The following is an 18,992-nucleotide window of genomic DNA, read 5'->3' on the forward strand; positions in this document are numbered from 1 at the left end:
AAGGTAATTCTTATTTGAGTTTTGAATATCCTTAGCACACTCTCTACAAAAAACGACCAAGCAACCCGGAAAATTGAAGTGCTCCCTGTCACAGACTAAAAAACAAAATCATCAGTATTCAATATCCCCTCGTTTATCAAGACTGAGGGGATTATCTTCTTAGTTAGTTACCTCTGAAACAATCAAGAGCAATAAGACAAAAAGAAAAGGAATTCAAGGCCTCACGATGGAAATTGTTATTGTCGAGACAACAATCCAAAACGAGGGGCTGAATTCCGTACGTATTGAATTCTTCATGCCCCTTAAAAATCCTTTTTTTGAGGTGGTCCATATGTTAAAAACACATAACAATCAACTTACCCTCTGGGATGCGCTGCTCCTCGAACCGCTACGCATCTTGCCAGAAGAGCTTGCAGCGATTGATGAACTGTTAGACAATCCTGCGTTTCTCAAACCATTTGTCGATGCACATCCGTCACGCCGTGGCAGGCCAACCGTGGCTGCTGAAACTTATTTGCGCCTCATGTATCTGAAACATCGGTACAACCTTGGTTATGAGACGCTTGTGCAAGAGGTTAGCGACAGCCTTACATGGCGGCGCTTTTGCCGGATTGATCTGGATGCGAAAGTGCCGGATTCCACTACACTCATTAAAGCTCGCAAACGGTATGGTGAAACGATGACTGAAGAGCTGAATGAGTCGCTTCTTCATGCCTTGAAAGAGAAACAGGTCCTGAGAACGCGCAAACTTCGCACAGATACCACGGTCATTGAATCAGACATCCACCATCCGACGGATGCAACCCTGTTGCAAGATGGCGTCCGTGTCATGAACCGACTCATGAAGCAAGTCCAGAAAGTCGCTTCCCACGCCGCACAAGGTTTCGAGGATAAAAGCCGGGAAGTCAAAACCAAGATTCTCTCCATTGCGAAGCTGCTTCGTCGTCGTACCCAGCAATCCTGGGAAGAGACAATGCCATCACCGATTCGGTAACACGAATAACGGAAGATGTTTGCGCACAAGTTGAACAGGCAGCTGAGACCATTCGGGACAAAGGGAAGACGGCCGTCACCTCACTTAAATCCAAGCTTATTGCTGCCGCTGCCTTGACTCGGAAGCTTGTTAGGCAAGCCCAAGAAGTCGTATCCGGTAATCGTAACATTCCAAATCGGATCGTCAGTTTCTTTGATCCGGAAGCCAGACCGATCAAGAAAGGCAAGCTCGGGAAAACCGCTGAGTTTGGCTATAAGGTTCGGATTGACGAAACCGAGAGCGGATTCGTAACAGGCTATGAACTCTATCAAGGCAATCCAGCAGACGATGATTTACTTTTGCCTGCGGTTCAGCAGCATATCCAACGATTCGGCGCCATTCCGCATGCCGTGGCAACGGATCGAGGCTTTGCCAGTTTGGCGAACGAAAAACTCGTCGAAGCACTTGGTGTCAAGCGGGTCAGTACGCCGACCCGGGGAAAAAGAGTATGAAACGCACCAAACATGAACAGCAACCTTGGTTTAAGGACCTGCAGCGTTTTCGCGCTGCCGGCGAAGCCAAAATCAGTTTGTTGAAACGAAAGTACGGTTTGAGTCGAAGCCGGTACAGGGGCCTTGTCGGCTCAAAAACCTGGGTCGGGTTAAGCTCGAAAAATACACATCGGGGCAGCCCTGCATGAAATTTCACAGATCTAGCCGAACTGCCCCTGAACGAAAACGAATTTTTCAGGGGTAACTAGTTAAGCTGCTCGTCGATATTCGTTAGGGGATAAGCCGTTTAGTCGTTCGGTGTATCGAAAATTATTGTAATAATGGATATAAGTTCTTACACTACGAAGGAGACTGTTATATGTATCGTACTTTTCCAGATAAAAGCTTTCTGCTTTAAAAGTACCCCAGAATCGTTCAATGGGTTGGTTGTCCAAACATCGACTTACACGGGACATACTTGTTGTAAACTTGTATCTCTTTTGAAGTTGTTTGTATTCCGGCGAAGTATATTGAAAATGCCGCGATCACTGTGCAAGAGCGGCATAGCATTCGGGTTTCTTTTAAAAGCTTTCTTTACCGTATTCATAACAAGCTTATTGTTATTGGAATGGCTGAGCACCCATGAAACAACAGAGTTGTCATATCCGTCAACAATGGCACTCAAATAGGCCTTCCGGCCATTTCCGTACTTTAACTCTGTTACATTGGTGCACCACTTTTGGTACTCCCATCATGGTAGAAGTAGTTTTGTTTTTTCTACTGTCTACTATGATGGGAGCATATCATATCGACGAAGGCTGTTTCCGAGCTCTGCCTGCGAATTGGCTAATCGCTTATTTACTTTTTTCCAGATACTCTTGCGTCCATTGGCGGCCCGCTTCCAGCTTGCTCTCTGCACGTTCAATGGCGGCCGTCACTTGAGCGGTCGCTGTCCCGCCATACACGTTGCGGGCATTCACGACAGTCTCCGGCTGCAGCACGTCATAAATGGTTTCGTCAAACAATTGCGAAAACTGCTTGAACTCGTCTAACGTCAGATCCAGCAGGTATTTGCCATTTTGGATGCAGTATAGGACGGTTTTGCCGATAACTTCGTGCGCCTGACGGAACGGCAGACCCTTGCTTGCCAGGAAGTCGGCAATGTCGGTGGCGTTGGAGAAGTCCTGGTTGACCGCTTCGCGCATCCGCTCCTTGTTCACCTTCATCGTGGCGATCATCGGCGCGAACAGCTGCAGCGCTCCTTGCAATGTGGCGACGGTGTCGAACATGCCTTCCTTGTCCTCCTGCATGTCCTTGTTGTAAGCCAGCGGCAGCGACTTCAGTACGGTTAACAGGCCCATCAGGTTGCCGTAGACTCGGCCGGTTTTGCCGCGGACCAGTTCCGGAACGTCCGGATTTTTCTTCTGCGGCATAATGCTGCTGCCTGTACAGAACGCATCATCCAGTTCGATGAAGCGGAATTCGGTGCTGCTCCACAGCACGAGCTCCTCGCTGAGACGCGAGAGGTGCATCATCAGAATGGAGGCGTTGGCAAGGAACTCGACGATAAAGTCGCGGTCGCTCACGGCATCCAGACTATTTTCATATACCCCGTCAAAATGCAGCTGCTCGGCTACAAAATGACGGTCGATCGGGAACGTCGTGCCAGCCAGCGCCCCTGCACCCAGCGGCAGCACATTAATCCGCTTATAGCTGTCCTGCAGACGCTCGATGTCGCGTTGGAACATGGACACGTATGCCAGCAAATGATGGGCAAACAGGATCGGCTGCGCCCGCTGCAGATGGGTATAGCCCGGCACAATCGTGTCGAGGTTCGCCTTGGCTTGTCCCAGCAGCGCCTCCTGCAGCTCCTGCAGCAGGCCCACGAACTCGACCACTCGCTTGCGCAGGTAAAGGTGCATGTCCGTCGCTACTTGGTCGTTGCGGCTGCGCCCAGTGTGCAGCTTCCCGCCAACCGGCCCCACCTCGTCGATCAACTGCTTCTCTATGTTCATATGGATGTCTTCGTCCGACACGGAATATTCCATCTCGCCGCGGCGGATCTTCAGCAGAACATGATGCAGACCTTCCTTGATCTTCTCGACATCCTCTTCCGGCAAGATCCCGCATTTGCCCAGCATGGTCACATGCGCGAGACTCCCTTGCACATCCTCCTCCGCCAACGCCTTGTCAAACCCGATGGAAGCGGTATACTCCTCAACTAAACGGTTGGTCTGCTTCGTAAAGCGGCCACCCCACAGCTTGCTCACCTGACCCACTCCTTAACTTTGAAACTTGATTGTTATTCCAATCAATCAGAACAGAAACAGAAGGAAATGTATTCGAAATTTCGACTACATTTCCTCGCGAACCATCGAAATTGCAGATTCTATTCGAAAAATCATACACATTCCCGCCTCATCCCCGCAAAATGCTCAATTATATACGAAATTTCATACACATTGGGGTCTAATCGCTGAAAATCGGCGAATTGTATTCGATTTTTCGAATAGATTTTGGGCACACCCTTTACTTGCCGCTGTTTTGCGCCACACCCGCGCCGACTTTCAGCCGCAGCGCGTTCAGATGGATAAAGCCAGTTGCGTCGCCTTGGTCGTACGCTTGCGTAGGATCGGCCTCCATCGTGGCGATGTCTGGGTTGTACAAGCTGACCGGACTTTTCACGCCGGCAGCGATGATGTTACCTTTGTACAGCTTCACGCGCACGGTGCCCGTCACGTTCTTCTGGCTCTCCGTCACCAGTGCCTGCAGCGCCAGACGTTCCGGCGCAAACCAGAAGCCGTTGTAAACAAGCGTGCTGTAGCGGGTGATCAGGCTGTCGCGCAGGTTCATGACCTCGCGGTCCATCGTCAGCGACTCCATTTTGCGATGGGCCGTGAACAGGATCGTTCCGCCCGGCGTCTCATAGACCCCGCGGCTCTTCATGCCAACGAAGCGGTTCTCCACCATGTCGACACGGCCGATGCCATGCTTGCCGCCCAGCTCGTTCAGCTTCTCCATGACTCCGAGCGGGCTTAACCGTTCGCCGTTCAGCGCCACGCAGTTGCCTTGCTCGAACTCCAGCTCCAGATACTCCGGCTGATCCGGCGCATCCTCCGGCGATACGCTGAGCAGGTACATGTCTTTGTTTTCCGGCGCAGATGCATCGAACCACGGATCCTCCAACACGCCGCTTTCATAGCTGATGTGCAGCAGGTTGCGGTCCATCGAATACGGCTTGGCCGCCGAGGCCGTTACCGGAATGCCGTTTGCTTCCGCATACGCGATCATTTCGGCGCGCCCCGGGAAGCGATCGCGGAACTCGCTCAGCCGCCAAGGGGCGATCACGCGAATTTCCGGCGCCAAAGCCGCTGCTGCCAGCTCAAAGCGCACTTGGTCGTTGCCTTTGCCCGTGGCGCCGTGGGCGATCGCCGTTGCGCCTTCTGCGCGGGCGATTTCCACCATGCGCTTGGCGATCAACGGACGGGCGATGCTGGTGCCGAGCAGATATTGCCCTTCGTACAAAGCACCCGCCTGGAACATCGGATAGATGAAGTCCTTGGCGAACTCGTCGCGCAGGTCGTCGATGTATACTTTAGAAGCGCCTGTAGCCAAAGCCTTCGCTTCCAGCCCGTCCAATTCTTCCTTCTGACCGATATCAGCCGTAAACGCGATAATTTCTGCATCGTACGTTTCTTTTAACCACTTGAGAATGACCGACGTATCCAGGCCCCCGGAGTATGCCAGTACGATTTTTTCCTTTGCCATGATTCCTAGTCCTCCCGAAAAAAATTTATCCCATCAATGCGGCCATCAGCGCTTTCTGCGCATGCAACCGGTTCTCTGCCTGATCAAAAATAATCGAATGCGGTCCATCGATCACGCCTTCGCTGACTTCCTCGCCCCGGTGGGCCGGCAGGCAATGCATAAAGACGTAATCCGGCTTCGCATACCGCGCCAGCTGCTCGTCGACCTGGTAATTGCGGAAGGCCTCTTCGCGGATCTTCTGCTCTTCTTCAAAGCCCATGCTCGCCCACACGTCGGTGTAAATAGCGTCCGCTTCTTGTACCGCCGCCTTCGGATCGCGCACCACTTCGATAACCGCGCCCGTCGCTTTGGCAATTTTCTGCGCATCCGCAACAATTTGCGGGTCCGGTTCGTACCCTTCCGGGCTGGCCACGGATACATGAACGCCCAGCTTCGCCCCGCCGATCATCAGCGAGTGCGCCATGTTGTTGCCATCGCCCACGTAGGCCAGTTTAAGGCCTTGCAGCTTGCCCTTATGCTCGTAAAGCGTCTGATAGTCGGCCAGCACCTGGCACGGATGAGCCAAGTCACTCAGTCCGTTAATGACTGGCACGGTAGCATAGCGGGCCAGATCGACCACCTTATCATGACCGAAGGTCCGGATCATGATCCCGTCCAGGTAGCGCGACATGACTCCCGCCGTATCAGCGATCGTTTCGCCACGACCGAGTTGGATATCATTTTTGCTGAGAAAGAGCGCATGGCCTCCCAACTGATACGTCCCCACTTCAAAGGACACCCGCGTCCGCGTTGACGATTTTTCAAAAATCAATCCGACGGTTTTCCCCAGCAGCGGCTGGTACACCTCGCCGTTCTTCTGCTTGCGCTTGAGCTCAATCGCCAAATCGATCAAATAGTGGATCTCATCGGTCGAATAATCTGTCAGCTCGATAAAATCGCGGCCGTTCAAATTCATGCTGCTGCGTTTGGATGGTTCCAGCAAAGTCATAGTTTAGTTCCCCTCCTTGGAAGTATAAGCGGCGATGACGTCTGCCAAAATCGCTACGGCCTGGTCAATCTCTTCCTTCGACACCTTGAGGTTCGGCAGTAAACGAATGACCTCCGGGCCGGCGGTAACGAACAGCAGTCTATGTTGTTGTCCAAGCAGTACGATGTCGCCTACCGGTCCGGCGCATTGGATTCCGATCAGCAAGCCTTTGCCGCGCACTTCTTGGACGAACGGCTCGTCCTTAAACGTCTCCTTCAGGAGCTCCGTCAAGTACTCGCCCATCTCTGCGACATGCTCCGGAATGCGCTCCTCCTGCATCGTCTCCAGTGTGGCAATGATCGCTGTCGTCACGATCGGATTGCCGCCAAATGTAGACGCATGGCTGCCCGGAGGGAACGCTTCGCGCAAATACGCTTTCGCCAGCATCGCCCCGGCCGGCAAGCCGCTGGCAATCCCTTTGGCCGATGTAAAAATATCCGGCTCGATCCCGTAATGCTGATGGGCAAACCATTTGCCCGTACGTCCCATGCCGGTTTGGACCTCGTCGATGATGAGCAGCAGTCCCTCTTCCTTGCACAGCTCGGACAGCTCTTGCACGAACGCCGGATCCACCGGGTACACGCCGCCTTCGGCTTGCACCATTTCCAGCATCACTGCCGCCGTTTGTGGGCCAATCGCTGCCTTCAGGGCTGGCAGGTCATGCAAGGGTACAGACTTGAAGCCTTCCGGAAGCGGCAGGAAGCCGTCCTTCACCTTCTGCTGACCGGTCGCGGTCAGCGTAGCCAACGTCCGCCCATGGAAGGATTGATTGAACGTAATAATCTCGAAGCGGTTGGTTCCCTTCACCTTTTGATGGTAGCGCCGCGCCAGCTTGATCGCCGCTTCATTCGCCTCGGCCCCGCTGTTGCAGAAGAAAACGACGTCCGCGCAGCTAATCTCCGTCAGCTTCCGCGCTGCAACTTCCTGCTGTGGAATATGGAACAGGTTGCTCACATGCCAAAGCTCATCCAGCTGAGCTTTCACTTTGTCCGCCACCTTCTCCGGGGCATGCCCCAGGTTGGCGACCGCAAGACCGCTCATGAAATCAAGGTAGCGGTTGCCCTTATCGTCCCACAGCCAGCTGCCCTTCCCTTTCACCAAATGGATCGGGTACCGAGCATAACTTGGGAACAACGCGCTGGGGCTGCTCCCTTCCGCCGCAGCTGCAGCGGCATTCGCTCCGGTGGCCGGAGCCGTAGTAGCTTCTTTCAGATCACTTTGCGCCATCGTTTTTTCCACTCCCATCTTCTTAATTACTAATATAACCTTCCGTCAGCCGCTGCGCTACGCCATCCGCACGATTCGGGTGCCGATGCGTCCCCCGGCCAGCACTTTGCCAAGCACACCCGGCTCGTTGCCGCCTACAATCACCGCTTCCTTCACGCTGCCGCTGATGCAAGCTACAGCAGCTCGCACCTTCGGAATCATCCCGCCGTAAATTTCCCCGGTCGAGATCATATCCTCAATTTGCTGTACCGTAATGGAATCGAGCACTTTTCTTTCGGTACCCGTCATTTTCAAAATCCCAGGCACATCGGTAACAACAATCATGCGCGAAACCCCAAGTGCCGATGCAACCGCTCCTGCAGCCGTGTCCGCGTTGATGTTATAACGTTGCGCTCCGTCTGCACCAATACCTACGGGAGCAATGACTGGAATGTAGCCGAGGTCCAGTACGCCGCGGATCAAATCCGCATTCACATCCGTCACTTCCCCGACGAATCCAACTTCCTTGCTGTTCGCCACCGGCTTCGCCTGCAGCAAGCTGCCATCCGCGCCGGACAAGCCCAACGCTTTCCCGCCGTTCTGAGCGATGCGGCGTACGATCAATTTGTTAATGCTGCCGGCCAGCACCATTTCCACGACGTCCAGGACTTCATTCGTCGTGTAACGCAGCCCGTCCACGAACTTGCTCTCAATTCCGAGCTTGCCAAGGTTTTCCGAAATGGCTGGCCCGCCGCCGTGTACGATCACCGGGTTGGCCCCTTCTTTTTGCAACTTCACCAAGTCAGCAAAAAAAGAATTCGGCAGCTCCGCGAGCGTGCTGCCGCCACATTTCATCACAAACATTAATCTTTCTGCTCCTTTCCGGAGTTAATCTCATCTGATAAATGATTTAGGATATAAATTCATATTAAGTGCGATAAGCCGCATTAATCCGGACGTAGTCATAGGTCAAATCGCAGCCCCAAGCGGTGGCTTCGCCTTGACCGTTATGCAGGTCCACGGAGATATTGACCGTGTCGCCCTTCAGGTAAGCAAGCGCCGCATCCTCATCGAAAGGAACCGGACGCGAGCCCTCCAGCACAACGATGTCACCCAGCTTGATGTCCACCGTCTCCGGGTTGACCGGCTCTCCTGCACGGCCGACCGCAGCAATGATGCGGCCCCAGTTGGCATCGGCCCCAAACACCGCCGACTTCACAAGGCTCGAGCCGACGATTGTCTTTGCGATCGCCCGAGCCGAGTTATCGCTTACGGCGCCTTGGACCGTCACCTCAACGAGACGGGTTGCGCCTTCCCCGTCGCGGGCAATCGCCTTGGCCAACGTCTCGCACACGTGGCGGAACGTCGCAGCGAACGCGTCCCAATCGGCGTGTCCGGGGGACAGCTCCCGATTGCCGGCCAACCCGCTCGCCATCGCTAACAGCATGTCGTTCGTGCTCGTGTCGCCGTCGACGGTGATCATGTTAAACGTCACGTCGGTCGTTTGCCCGAGCAGGCTTTGCAGCGCCTGTGGCTCAATCGCGGCGTCGGTCGTGACGAACGCCAGCATCGTGGCCATGTTCGGATGGATCATGCCCGAGCCCTTGGCAGCCCCCGCGATCGTCACCTCGCGGCCGTCCACGTCAAGCTTCACGCACACCTCTTTCTTCACGAGGTCCGTGGTCAAAATCGCCTGGCAGAACTGCTCGGCCCCCTCGCCGTTCGCTGCCACCGCCGCCGGCAATCCAGCGATGCCGGCGCGGACGCGGTCCATCGGCAATAGCTCGCCGATGACGCCGGTGGAGGCTACGGCGACTTCGTGTTCGCCGAGCCCAAACGCCTCCGCCGCCGCAGCGCGCATCGCGTACGCGTCGGCTTCGCCTTGCACGCCGGTGCACGCGTTGGCGTTGCCGCTGTTGACGACGACGGCCCGCAGCCGCTGCCCGCTGGACGCGACGCTCTCACGCGTCACTTTCAGCGGCGCCGCCTGGAAGACGTTCGTCGTATAAACTGCCGCGGCGACCGCCGGCACCTCGCAGAGGATCGCGCCGAGATCGTTGCGGGTCGTCTTCTTCAGACCGCAATGCAGGCCGCCGGCCTGAAAGCCTTTTGGCGTGGTGATGCTCCCCTCCGGCGCTGCACGAAATAAACTAACCACTCCCATGACTGACTCCTTTCATAAGCCCAAATAAGTTGAGATCTACCTACGGATAAACAGGTGTAAACTTCAAGCCGGTCGTTTCTTCCCAGCCCATCATCAGGTTCAAATTCTGAATGGCTTGCCCCGCTGCCCCTTTAACCAAATTATCAATGACGGACACGATCGTCAGCCGACCTGTACGCGCATCCGCTGCAAAACCGATATCGCAAAAGTTCGAGCCAAACACTTCCTTGGTTGCCGGCCACTTGCCTTTGTCCCGAATGCGGACGAACGAACGTCCTTCGTAATATTGACGGTACAGCTGAATCAAATCTTCCTCGGTGTAAGCCCCCTTCAATGTGGCGTACATCGTGCACATAATCCCCCGCGTCATCGGCGTCAGGTGTGTCGTGAACGTCACCGTAACCGGTTCCCCGGTGATTTGCCCCAAGGTTTGCTCGATTTCAGGGATATGCTGGTGCTTGTTGACCTTATACACTTTCATATTTTCATTGATTTCCGCGTAATGGTTCGTCAGGTTCATCCCACGGCCCGCGCCGGATACCCCCGATTTCGCATCGATGATGATGCTGCCCGGATCAATCCAACCTGCACTTAACGCTGGGATTAGGCCAAGCAGCGTAGCGGTCGGATAGCAGCCCGGGTTGGAGACGAACTCCTTGCCTTTCACTTCATCGCCGTAAATCTCTGCCAAGCCGTACACCGCCTGCTCAAGCAATGCGGCTTCCGGAGCCTCATGTTTATACCAAGCCTCGTATTCCCGGCCGTCTTTAAGCCGAAAATCACCAGACAAATCAATAACCTTCAGTCCAACCTCCAGCAGCTGCGGCACCAGCTTCGTGCTGACCCCGGATGGCGTTGCAGTAAATACCACATCCACCTTCGTCGCAAGCTCCTCTGGATTCAAGCCATCCAGTGGCTGAACGATGATCTCGGATAAATGCGGGAACCCGTTCGTTATAGGCTCTCCTGCGCTAGAAACGGAAATCACCGAAGCAATCTCGACATGCGGATGTCCCCATAAAAAACGAATCAGCTCCACGCCCCCATATCCCGTGGAACCGACGATGGCTACTTTTATTTTCTCCCCGTTCACAATGCTAACCTCGCTTCCTCTCCCGTTGGATCAAACCTATGAAATCAACAATATGCATCATTCCGTTGTAAATATGTATTATTATACGGCTGAACTTATATAAATACAACAACTCTCACAAAAAATTTCCCCTCGCATGTCAGGGCCCCTCTTTTGGCCGCCAAACTTTTATGTAGGGGCTGAATCAGGTATATTTAAAAGGTGCTCATGAACCGTATCAAAGGAGGAGAAGCACCATGTCGAACGAAAAAACAATCGCATTCGTATACGCTCATCCCGATGATGAAACATTTGGATGTTCTTATTTAATCCGACAAATCGCGGATGAAGGAGGCAAGGCGGTGCTGCTTACGGCTACCCGGGGAGACGCGGGCAAAACCGGCCGCTTAGGGGAGATGACCCGCGAACAGTTAGCGGCCCGCAGGGATCAGGAGCTGGCCAAAGCCGCTGAGATCCTCGGCATCTCCGTCGTCGAGCAACTGGGGCTGCCGGACGGTAAGCTGAAGGAGGCGGATCCTGTAATGCTGCGGGAGAAGATCGCCGACTTCTTGCAGCGCCATCAGGCACAGGTGGTCGTCACGTTCCCGGAAGACGGCCTATCCGGACACCCGGATCATATCGTCATCCATCACGCCGTAAACGATGTCGTCTTTGGGGGCCAAGCGCCAACCGTGCAGAAGTTGTATTATAACCAATTGGGATCGTATACTTCCGATCATTCCAGCGTGCTGCGCGTAGCAGCCGGCGACCGTTGGGAAGCCAAACGCCAAGCCCTGGCCGCCCATGAATCGCAAATTTGGAGCGTCGAGCGGGTATTTGGCGTATTGGGACCGCAAGTACCGCCCCGTCACCAATTCGAATCGTTTGAGCTGATTTGGGAGCGCGGCGAACGATTCCCGCAAAAAAATGAGCAGTCTATCTATGATGGATTGATTTAAATGCTGCACAAATCAAAAAAACCGTCCGAATCATTTCGGACGGTTTTTTTTTTGCATGGGGATGCTATTTTGGGGGCCTGCGTCTTCCTGGATGTATCAGATGCTGCTACAGCCTTCTTTTTACACCATTATCCCGTTCAATCAGAGCGTCCATACAGCTACTTGATCAATGATCCGCACAGGTCAGTCATCCCTGCCCAACTCTCATCCCTCCTGAAGGAAAGGGATAATGGTGCAAAGAAGCCCTGCGGCCCCTCCCCCTGCCAAGCGTATCCCTTTGGGTCAGTCAGCCGCAGAGGAAGCAACTGGTATCCAGCTTAGGTACCCAGCAACCGAAAGTCACTGTTCTCCCTGCACTCTTTTAAACCCTTCCCCTAACACTTCATGCGCATTGGTGATAATCACAAACGCATTGGGATCCAGCGTCTGCACCAAGGTCTTGAGCCGTGTAACTTCGCTCTGCCCGACGACGACCATCAGCACGGTCCGCGCATCGCCGGTGTACCCGCCGTGGCCGTCCAGCTTGGTCAGCCCTCGATCGAGATGAGTAAGGACCGCTTGCGCGATCTCTTCCGTTCGGTCGGCGATGATATAAGCAACCTTCGTATAGTTGAAGCCCAGCTCGATGGCATCGATAATTTTACCGGTGATGTACAGTCCGATCAGGGCATAGAGCGCTTTTTCCGGGGTCAGCAAAAATAACGCCAACACAATCACAATCCCGTCCATCATCACAACGCAAACGGAGAGGCTGAGGCCGCTGTATTTTTGAATAATTTGCGCCAAGGTGGACAGCCCGCCGGTGGATCCCCGGCCTCGGAACACAATACCGAGTCCTATCCCCACCCCGATGCCTCCATATAACGAAGCCAGCAACGGATCTGTCGTTGGTACGGGAATGTCTCGTGTCAAAAAGACGAAGAACGGCAGCACCACCGTGCCCAGCAGAGAACGGATGGAGTAGTCCCGCCCAAGCAACACGTAGCCGGCAATGAATAGCGGGATATTCAGGGCCCATTGCGTGTAGGCAGGTTCGATCCCAAATTGCGATTGAATGATGATCGATAATCCCGAAACACCGCCTGAGGCGATATGACTGGGAACCAGAAACAAATTAAACGCCAAGGCCGTGATCAGAGAGCCTACGATAATCATCAGCGTATCTAACGTATGGCGTACCGGACCGGCGACCGGGATATAGTCTTGAAGATGGCGTTTGCGAACTTTCGGCGGCATTGCTGCCCCTCCTTACTGGCATTTCATGAAATTGGTACAACGAAAAACCCACCCGTACCAAGCGTGGCCAAGGTGGGTCATATTTAGCAGCGGCTCGGGCGGAATGGTCACACCAAGGCGCTCCGCCCTGCCGATTAGTTCTCCGTGTTCGTTCTAATCTGGCTGCGCAGATAACCGTCGATAAACGCGTCCAGATCCCCGTCCATCACCGCGCCGACATTCCCTGTCTCCACGTTCGTCCGGTGATCCTTCACCATGCTGTACGGATGGAACACGTACGAGCGGATTTGGCTGCCCCAGGCGATATCGGACTGCTCGCCGCGGATCTCATCCAACTCGCGTTGTTGCTCCTCGATCTTGCGTTCGTACAGCTTGGAGCGAAGCATCGTCATCGCCCGTTCACGGTTCTTGATCTGCGAGCGCTCGTTCTGGCAGGTTACCACGATCCCGGTCGGGATGTGGGTAATCCGCACGGCCGAGTCGGTCGTGTTGATGTGCTGACCGCCGGCACCGCTGGCGCGGTACGTATCGATTTTCAGATCCTCGTTACGGATTTCGATCTCCACGTCATCGCTGATCTCCGGCACGACGTCACAGGAGACGAAGGACGTATGCCGGCGTCCGGAAGCGTCAAACGGCGAGATCCGCACCAGCCGGTGAACGCCCTTCTCCGCCTTCAGGTAGCCGTAGGCGTTGTAGCCCTTGATCAACAGTGTAACGCTCTTGATCCCGGCTTCATCGCCCGGCAGATAATCCAGCGTCTCGACTTTGAAGCCGCGTTTCTCCGCCCAGCGGGTATACATCCGCAACAGCATTTGGCCCCAGTCCTGGGATTCGGTGCCGCCGGCGCCGGGATGCAGTTCGAGAATCGCGTTCATTTTGTCGTATGGCTGGTTCAATAGCAGCTGGAGTTCGAATTCCTCCAACTTCTTCACGAGCTTCTCTACGGAGTCCGCAACCTCCGCAGCCAGCGATTCATCGCCTTCTTCCTCCGCGAGCTCCGCCATCATTTCCAGCTCATCGTATTCGTTCTGCAGCGCCGTATATTGGTCGACCGAGGATTTGACCGCATTCATCTCGGCGATAATCCCTTGAGCTTTCTCATTGTCGTCCCAGAAATCCGGTGCCGCCATTTTCTCCTCATAGTTGGCGATCATCTCTTGCTTCAGATCTAAGTCAAAGAGACCCCCTAAGGTTAGTTAATTTCTTTGCGATTTCGCGCATGTCTTGTTTCACGTTCGCGTCGATCATACGTTGAATCACCTTTCTTCTATTGTATTCGGCTCTGTCTTCATCATGGGCCCAACGGGCAAAAACGGGCGTACCCGGGGATTCCCAGGTCACCCGCTAATGCTTGGTGCGAACCGTAACGGTCCGCGTATCCGTGGTTTATGCGTTTTGGCCGTGGCAGTGTTTGTACTTCTTGCCGCTGCCGCATGGGCACAAGTCGTTGCGGCCGATCGTCTCGCCGCGTTTGACCGGGCGTTTCTCAGCCGGCTCGCCGCTTGTGGTGATTTTGTTCTCATCCACGACCGCTTGGCGTTCCTGGTTCGTTTCGATCTGCGCCTTCATGATGTACGTCGCGACTTCCTCCTGAATGCTGGCGATCATCGCGTTGAACATCTCATAGCCTTCAAATTGGTATTCGCGCAGCGGATCGGTACCGCCGTATGCACGAAGATGAATGCCTTGACGCAGCTGATCCATCGCGTCGATATGGTCCATCCATTTGCTGTCGACCGCACGGAGAGCGATAACCTTCTCGAACTCCCGTACCATTTCCGGACCAATCGCTTCTTCGCGAGCGTTGTATTTCGTCAGGACGCGTTCAAAAATATACTCGACCATCTCATTCGGCTCTTTGCCCCACAGATCGTCTTTCGTAATGGCGCCTTCGTCCAGCAGCTTGCTGTTGACGTAATCGGCAACCTCTTGCAGTTCCCAGTTCTCCGGTATCTCGTCAGCGGTATGGGCTTCAACCACCCGTTCGATGACCGGCTTAATCATATCGAGAACGATTTGCTTAATGTTCTCCGATTCCAGCAGCTCCCGGCGTTGTTTATAGATAATTTCGCGCTGTTGGTTCATGACATCGTCATATTGCAGGACGACTTTGCGCACGTCGAAGTTGTTGCCTTCTACGCGTTTTTGCGCTGACTCAATCGCGCGGGTGATCATCTTGCTCTCGATCGGTTGGTCTTCCTCAAAGCCAAGGCGTTCCATCATGTTCAGCACGTTATCCGCACCAAACCGCTTCATCAACTCGTCACCCAGCGACAGGTAGAACTGCGTGGAGCCTGGGTCACCTTGACGACCGGCACGACCGCGCAACTGGTTATCGATCCGGCGCGATTCGTGGCGTTCGGTACCTATGATATGCAGGCCACCCAATTCGGCCACGCCTTCACCCAGCAAGATGTCGGTACCGCGACCCGCCATGTTGGTAGCGATCGTCACGGAACCCGGTTCCCCTGCGTGGGAAATAATTTCCGCTTCCTCCGCATGGTATTTCGCGTTCAGCACCTTGTGCGGGATTCCTTTGCGCTTCAGCATCTCGGATACGCGTTCGGAGTTCTCGATCGAGACCGTACCAACGAGCACCGGTTGTTTTTTCTTATGACGTTCCACGATTTCTTCGACAACGGCTTTAAACTTGCCGTCAACGCTCTTATAAACAACGTCCGGCAAGTCAATCCGACGGTTCGGCCGGTTGGTCGGCACCTGGAGCACTTCAAGGCCGTAAATTTTCTTGAATTCTTCTTCCTCGGTCTTCGCCGTACCGGTCATCCCGGCCAGCTTGCGGTACATCCGGAAGTAGTTCTGGAACGTAATCGTCGCCAGCGTCATGCTTTCGTTCTGTACCTCGATGCCTTCTTTGGCTTCGATTGCCTGGTGCAGCCCGTCGCTGTAGCGGCGGCCCTGCATGATCCGACCGGTAAATTCATCGACGATCAGCACCTCGTCATCGGTCACGACGTAATCGACGTCGCGGCGCATGATGACGTTCGCTTTGAGCGCCTGCACCACGTGGTGGTTCAGCGTAACATGTTTATGATCGTACAAGTTATCAATGCCAAAAACGCGTTCCGCTTTAGCAACCCCTTTTTCGGTCAGCGAAACAGCCTTTACTTTAATATCTACCGTATAATCTTCCTCCGGCGTCAGCGTCTTCACGAAACGATCGGCTGCATAATACAGCTCGGTGGATTTCTGAGCTTGGCCGGAAATAATCAGCGGCGTCCGCGCTTCATCGATCAAGATGGAGTCCACTTCGTCAATAATGCAATAATACAGCGGCCGCTGAACCATCTGTTCTTTGTAGAGCACCATGTTGTCGCGCAGGTAGTCAAATCCAAACTCGTTGTTCGTGCCGTACGTGATGTCGCAAGCGTAAGCTTCTTGTTTCTGCTCATGCTCCATGCCGTTGAGGTTCACCCCAACCGTCATGCCGAGGAAGTTGTAAATCTGCCCCATCTGCTGGCTATCGCGTTGTGCCAAATAGTCGTTGACGGTAACGACATGCACACCTTTCCCCAGGAGCGCATTCAAATAAACCGGCAGGGTTCCGACCAGCGTCTTCCCTTCACCGGTTTTCATCTCCGCAATCTTGCCTTCGTGAAGCGCCATGCCGCCGATCAGCTGCACATCAAAATGACGCATCCCGAGCGTGCGTTTCGAAGCTTCCCGTACTGTGGCAAAAGCCTCCGGCAACAAATCATCCAGCGTCTCGCCTTTCTCGATCCGTTCCCGGAATTCAGCGGTTTTCCCTTTCAATTGCTCGTCCGAAAGCGCCTCAAATTGCGGTTCTAATGAATTAATATAATCTACCGTCTTCATCAGACGTTTGACATCACGTTCATTCGTGTCGCCAAATATCTTTTTTACTAATCCCAGCATGATTTACCCCTTTCACGCATAAACAGATGATTTGCCTAAATTGTAACAGTTTGTAAGGCACGCCGCAACACGCCCCGTCACGTCTGCATTGCGGTAAAGCGCCTTTGTATACGAATAAAGAGCCCTATCCGCGGGCGGATAAGGCTCGTTTCCTTTGCGTAAGTATCACAGGAATTACCACCTAGTTTGAAGCAAGTTGCCATGATTGCACGGAGTGCAAGGGGTTAATCCTGTTCAATCAAACCGTATTTGCCGTCATTGCGCTTGTAGACGACGTTCACTTCTTTAGTGTCGATGTTCGAGAAAACGAAGAAGTTGTGTCCTACCATATTCATTTGCAAAATCGCTTCCTCTACGTCCATCGGCTTCAAGGTAAAGCGTTTCGTACGAACCACTTCCAGCTCTTCCTCGCCTTCATCCAGCGCAACGGAGCCTGCGGTCGTGCCCTCTACAAAGAGGCTGTTCTTCACGCCTTTCTGGCGCAGTTTACGGTTGATTTTCGTTTTGTGCTTGCGGATTTGACGTTCAAGCTTGTCCACAACCGCATCAATGGATGCGTACATGTCATCGCTGCGATCTTCCGCACGGAGCACAACGCCGGTCAAAGGAATCGTTACCTCGACCGCGTGCAAGCCTCGTACCACACTTAACGTGACAGTACCGTCTGAGGTAGGGGGTGCATCAAAGTACTTGTCTAGCCGGCTGAGCTTCTTGTCTACGTAGTCACGCAAGGCCTCAGTCACTTCAATCTGCTGTCCTCGAATACTAAAATTCATAGGGCACTCCTCCTTTGCTTTGCACCTTTATTATACCATGACGTTAAGGCAAAGTAAAAAGTGTTAAAGGTCTGTAAACCACCGCGATATCCGTAAAAAAAGACGGGCAGATCGGCAAATCCCCCGCGCTTTCAAGCCCGGCGATCCTTCCGGTTTCCCCACCAGGATTTCAACAAAATCGTGAACGCCGCCCCACACGCGGCCCCGATCGTATCCAGCAACACGTCCTGCACCATCGCCGTCCGCCCCGGCGTAAAGCTCTGATGCAGCTCATCCGTACAGGCATAGAGGAATGCGATCAAAATCGCAAAGAGCAGACATCGCCGATTGGATCGTCCCCGACCACCTAAAGCGTAAACCAGGAACGCTGCCAGTAAAGCATAACTGCCGAAATGCGCCGCTTTGCGAATAAAAAACTCGATGAAGCTCGCCCCGCCCACACTGTCCACACTGATTTCATAGTCACCATAGCTGAACCGGATCCCGCCGAATCGATTCTCAATCCACTGGTCCGAGGTGCTCTTCTCAATTTCCGGCACCAGCGACTGCTCCTCATAAGACTGCGAAGAAAACCCAAAAAGAATCGCCATCATCGCGATCGCCGGCAGCCAGCGCAGCCAAGGTCGAAGGTTGTGCAAAGGAGGTCACCTCATTCGATTACGAACTCATTCACTTTAGAAAAGTATAGCATAATAAAAATAAGAAAACCCCGGGTTCCCCCGGGGAGTTGCTAGCGAATCTTTAATTGTTAACCATCGTACCGTTCATATGTAGGTCGGCTGTGCCGGGATGATTACAGTTTGATTACGTTAGCGGCTTGTGGACCACGTGCGCCTTCAACGATTTCGAACTCGACGGATTGGCCTTCTTCCAGCGTTTTGAAGCCTTCAGCTTGGATCGCGGAGAAGTGTACGAATACGTCGCCGCCTTCTTCAGTTTCGATGAAACCGTAGCCTTTTTCTGCGTTGAACCATTTTACTTTACCTTGCATGCACTAACATTCCCTTCATTATCAAATAAGAGTGTGATCCTTGTAACCAAGCCCCACATGTCTGACTATACCACCCAAGCTTATCCAGTGTCAATTGCCAAGGAAAAGGTTTTACTGTAAATAATTTGTAGATTTTTGTCAGAGTGGTAAACGAATGGACTTCATTTTCATGATCTTAAATTAATTACCCGGCAGAATGTAAAACGAAACGGATAGTTCTTTAAGTGGTCATGAAATAATCTGTACATAAGGATTCTGGTTCAGACTATTTACGTATACTTTCATTTCATATCCTAGTATAATTCAACTAATTGAAATTCAGTAAATGTCGAATAGATGTCGAAATAAATATTATCTTCTATTTCTAAAATCGTGAAATGGGTCTACTCCAGGAGGAAATACACTCCTCAGATGGAATACTTAAATTTCAGG

Annotated in this window: 15 protein-coding genes and 2 pseudogenes; 2 read left to right on the forward strand and 15 right to left on the reverse strand. The window is 53.3% G+C overall.

The window, feature by feature from the left end; translation table 11 throughout:
- Nucleotides 1-331 precede the first annotated feature (331 nt).
- A pseudogene (locus C812_RS21640) lies at nt 332-1,673 on the forward strand (ISNCY family transposase).
- Between the two features lie 60 nt (nt 1,674-1,733).
- Here C812_RS21640 and C812_RS23100 read toward each other — a convergent pair.
- From C812_RS23100 to argC, 9 genes and pseudogenes are all read right to left on the reverse strand, one after another.
- Nucleotides 1,734-1,940, reverse strand: a complete 207-nt coding sequence (locus C812_RS23100; protein WP_083791499.1) for an IS3 family transposase — start codon at nt 1,938-1,940, stop codon at nt 1,734-1,736.
- Nucleotides 1,928-2,197 (reverse strand): annotated as a pseudogene (locus tag C812_RS23105) (DDE-type integrase/transposase/recombinase); the annotation flags it as partial. The pseudogene C812_RS23105 and the gene C812_RS23100, both read right to left, overlap by 13 nt.
- A gap of 121 nt (nt 2,198-2,318) precedes the next feature.
- Nucleotides 2,319-3,734 carry an argininosuccinate lyase gene (gene argH / locus C812_RS18170; protein WP_016314113.1) on the reverse strand — a complete coding sequence of 472 codons (1,416 nt, stop codon included), beginning with the start codon at nt 3,732-3,734 and terminating at the stop codon, nt 2,319-2,321.
- Nucleotides 3,735-3,993: 259 nt separating this feature from the next.
- Entirely contained in the window at nt 3,994-5,232 is a 1,239-nt protein-coding gene (locus C812_RS18175; protein WP_009225376.1) for an argininosuccinate synthase, read from the reverse strand.
- Between the two features lie 25 nt (nt 5,233-5,257).
- Nucleotides 5,258-6,220: an ornithine carbamoyltransferase gene (gene argF, locus C812_RS18180; protein WP_016314114.1), complete on the reverse strand. Its 963-nt coding sequence runs from the start codon at nt 6,218-6,220 to the stop codon at nt 5,258-5,260.
- A 3-nt stretch (nt 6,221-6,223) separates the two neighbouring features.
- Nucleotides 6,224-7,486 carry an acetylornithine transaminase gene (locus C812_RS18185; protein WP_016314115.1) on the reverse strand — a complete coding sequence of 421 codons (1,263 nt, stop codon included), beginning with the start codon at nt 7,484-7,486 and terminating at the stop codon, nt 6,224-6,226.
- A 57-nt stretch (nt 7,487-7,543) separates the two neighbouring features.
- Nucleotides 7,544-8,329: an acetylglutamate kinase gene (gene argB, locus C812_RS18190; protein WP_016314116.1), complete on the reverse strand. Its 786-nt coding sequence runs from the start codon at nt 8,327-8,329 to the stop codon at nt 7,544-7,546.
- A 64-nt stretch (nt 8,330-8,393) separates the two neighbouring features.
- Entirely contained in the window at nt 8,394-9,629 is a 1,236-nt protein-coding gene (gene argJ / locus C812_RS18195) for a bifunctional glutamate N-acetyltransferase/amino-acid acetyltransferase ArgJ (protein WP_016314117.1), read from the reverse strand.
- A 40-nt stretch (nt 9,630-9,669) separates the two neighbouring features.
- Entirely contained in the window at nt 9,670-10,722 is a 1,053-nt protein-coding gene (gene argC, locus C812_RS18200) for an N-acetyl-gamma-glutamyl-phosphate reductase (RefSeq protein WP_016314118.1), read from the reverse strand.
- 236 nt (nt 10,723-10,958) lie between these two features.
- Here argC and C812_RS18205 point away from each other — a divergent pair, with 236 nt between their 5' ends.
- Nucleotides 10,959-11,660, forward strand: a complete 702-nt coding sequence (locus tag C812_RS18205; RefSeq protein WP_016314119.1) for a PIG-L deacetylase family protein — start codon at nt 10,959-10,961, stop codon at nt 11,658-11,660.
- Nucleotides 11,661-11,999: 339 nt separating this feature from the next.
- Here the strand turns inward: C812_RS18205 and C812_RS18210 are convergent, their stop codons facing one another.
- From C812_RS18210 to C812_RS18235, 6 genes are all read right to left on the reverse strand, one after another.
- On the reverse strand, nt 12,000-12,896 hold the full coding sequence (locus C812_RS18210) for a YitT family protein (RefSeq protein ID WP_016314120.1): 897 nt from the start codon (nt 12,894-12,896) through the stop codon (nt 12,000-12,002).
- A gap of 134 nt (nt 12,897-13,030) precedes the next feature.
- A protein-coding gene (gene prfB / locus C812_RS18215; RefSeq protein ID WP_139817461.1) for a peptide chain release factor 2 occupies nt 13,031-14,147 on the reverse strand; the annotation gives its coding sequence in 2 pieces (ribosomal slippage) (nt 13,031-14,074 and nt 14,076-14,147; 1,116 coding nt in all).
- A gap of 138 nt (nt 14,148-14,285) precedes the next feature.
- Nucleotides 14,286-16,793, reverse strand: a complete 2,508-nt coding sequence (secA, locus tag C812_RS18220; RefSeq protein ID WP_016314122.1) for a preprotein translocase subunit SecA — start codon at nt 16,791-16,793, stop codon at nt 14,286-14,288.
- Nucleotides 16,794-17,017: 224 nt separating this feature from the next.
- On the reverse strand, nt 17,018-17,569 hold the full coding sequence (hpf, locus tag C812_RS18225; RefSeq protein WP_016314123.1) for a ribosome hibernation-promoting factor, HPF/YfiA family: 552 nt from the start codon (nt 17,567-17,569) through the stop codon (nt 17,018-17,020).
- A gap of 131 nt (nt 17,570-17,700) precedes the next feature.
- A complete protein-coding gene (locus C812_RS18230; protein WP_016314124.1) occupies nt 17,701-18,207 on the reverse strand; it encodes a VanZ family protein in 507 nt (168 codons plus the stop codon).
- 155 nt (nt 18,208-18,362) lie between these two features.
- On the reverse strand, nt 18,363-18,560 hold the full coding sequence (locus C812_RS18235; protein WP_009225364.1) for a cold-shock protein: 198 nt from the start codon (nt 18,558-18,560) through the stop codon (nt 18,363-18,365).
- Nucleotides 18,561-18,992: the final 432 nt, after the last annotated feature.

This window comes from Paenibacillus barengoltzii G22 (assembly GCF_000403375.2).
GTDB classification, from domain to species: domain Bacteria; phylum Bacillota; class Bacilli; order Paenibacillales; family Paenibacillaceae; genus Fontibacillus; species Fontibacillus barengoltzii.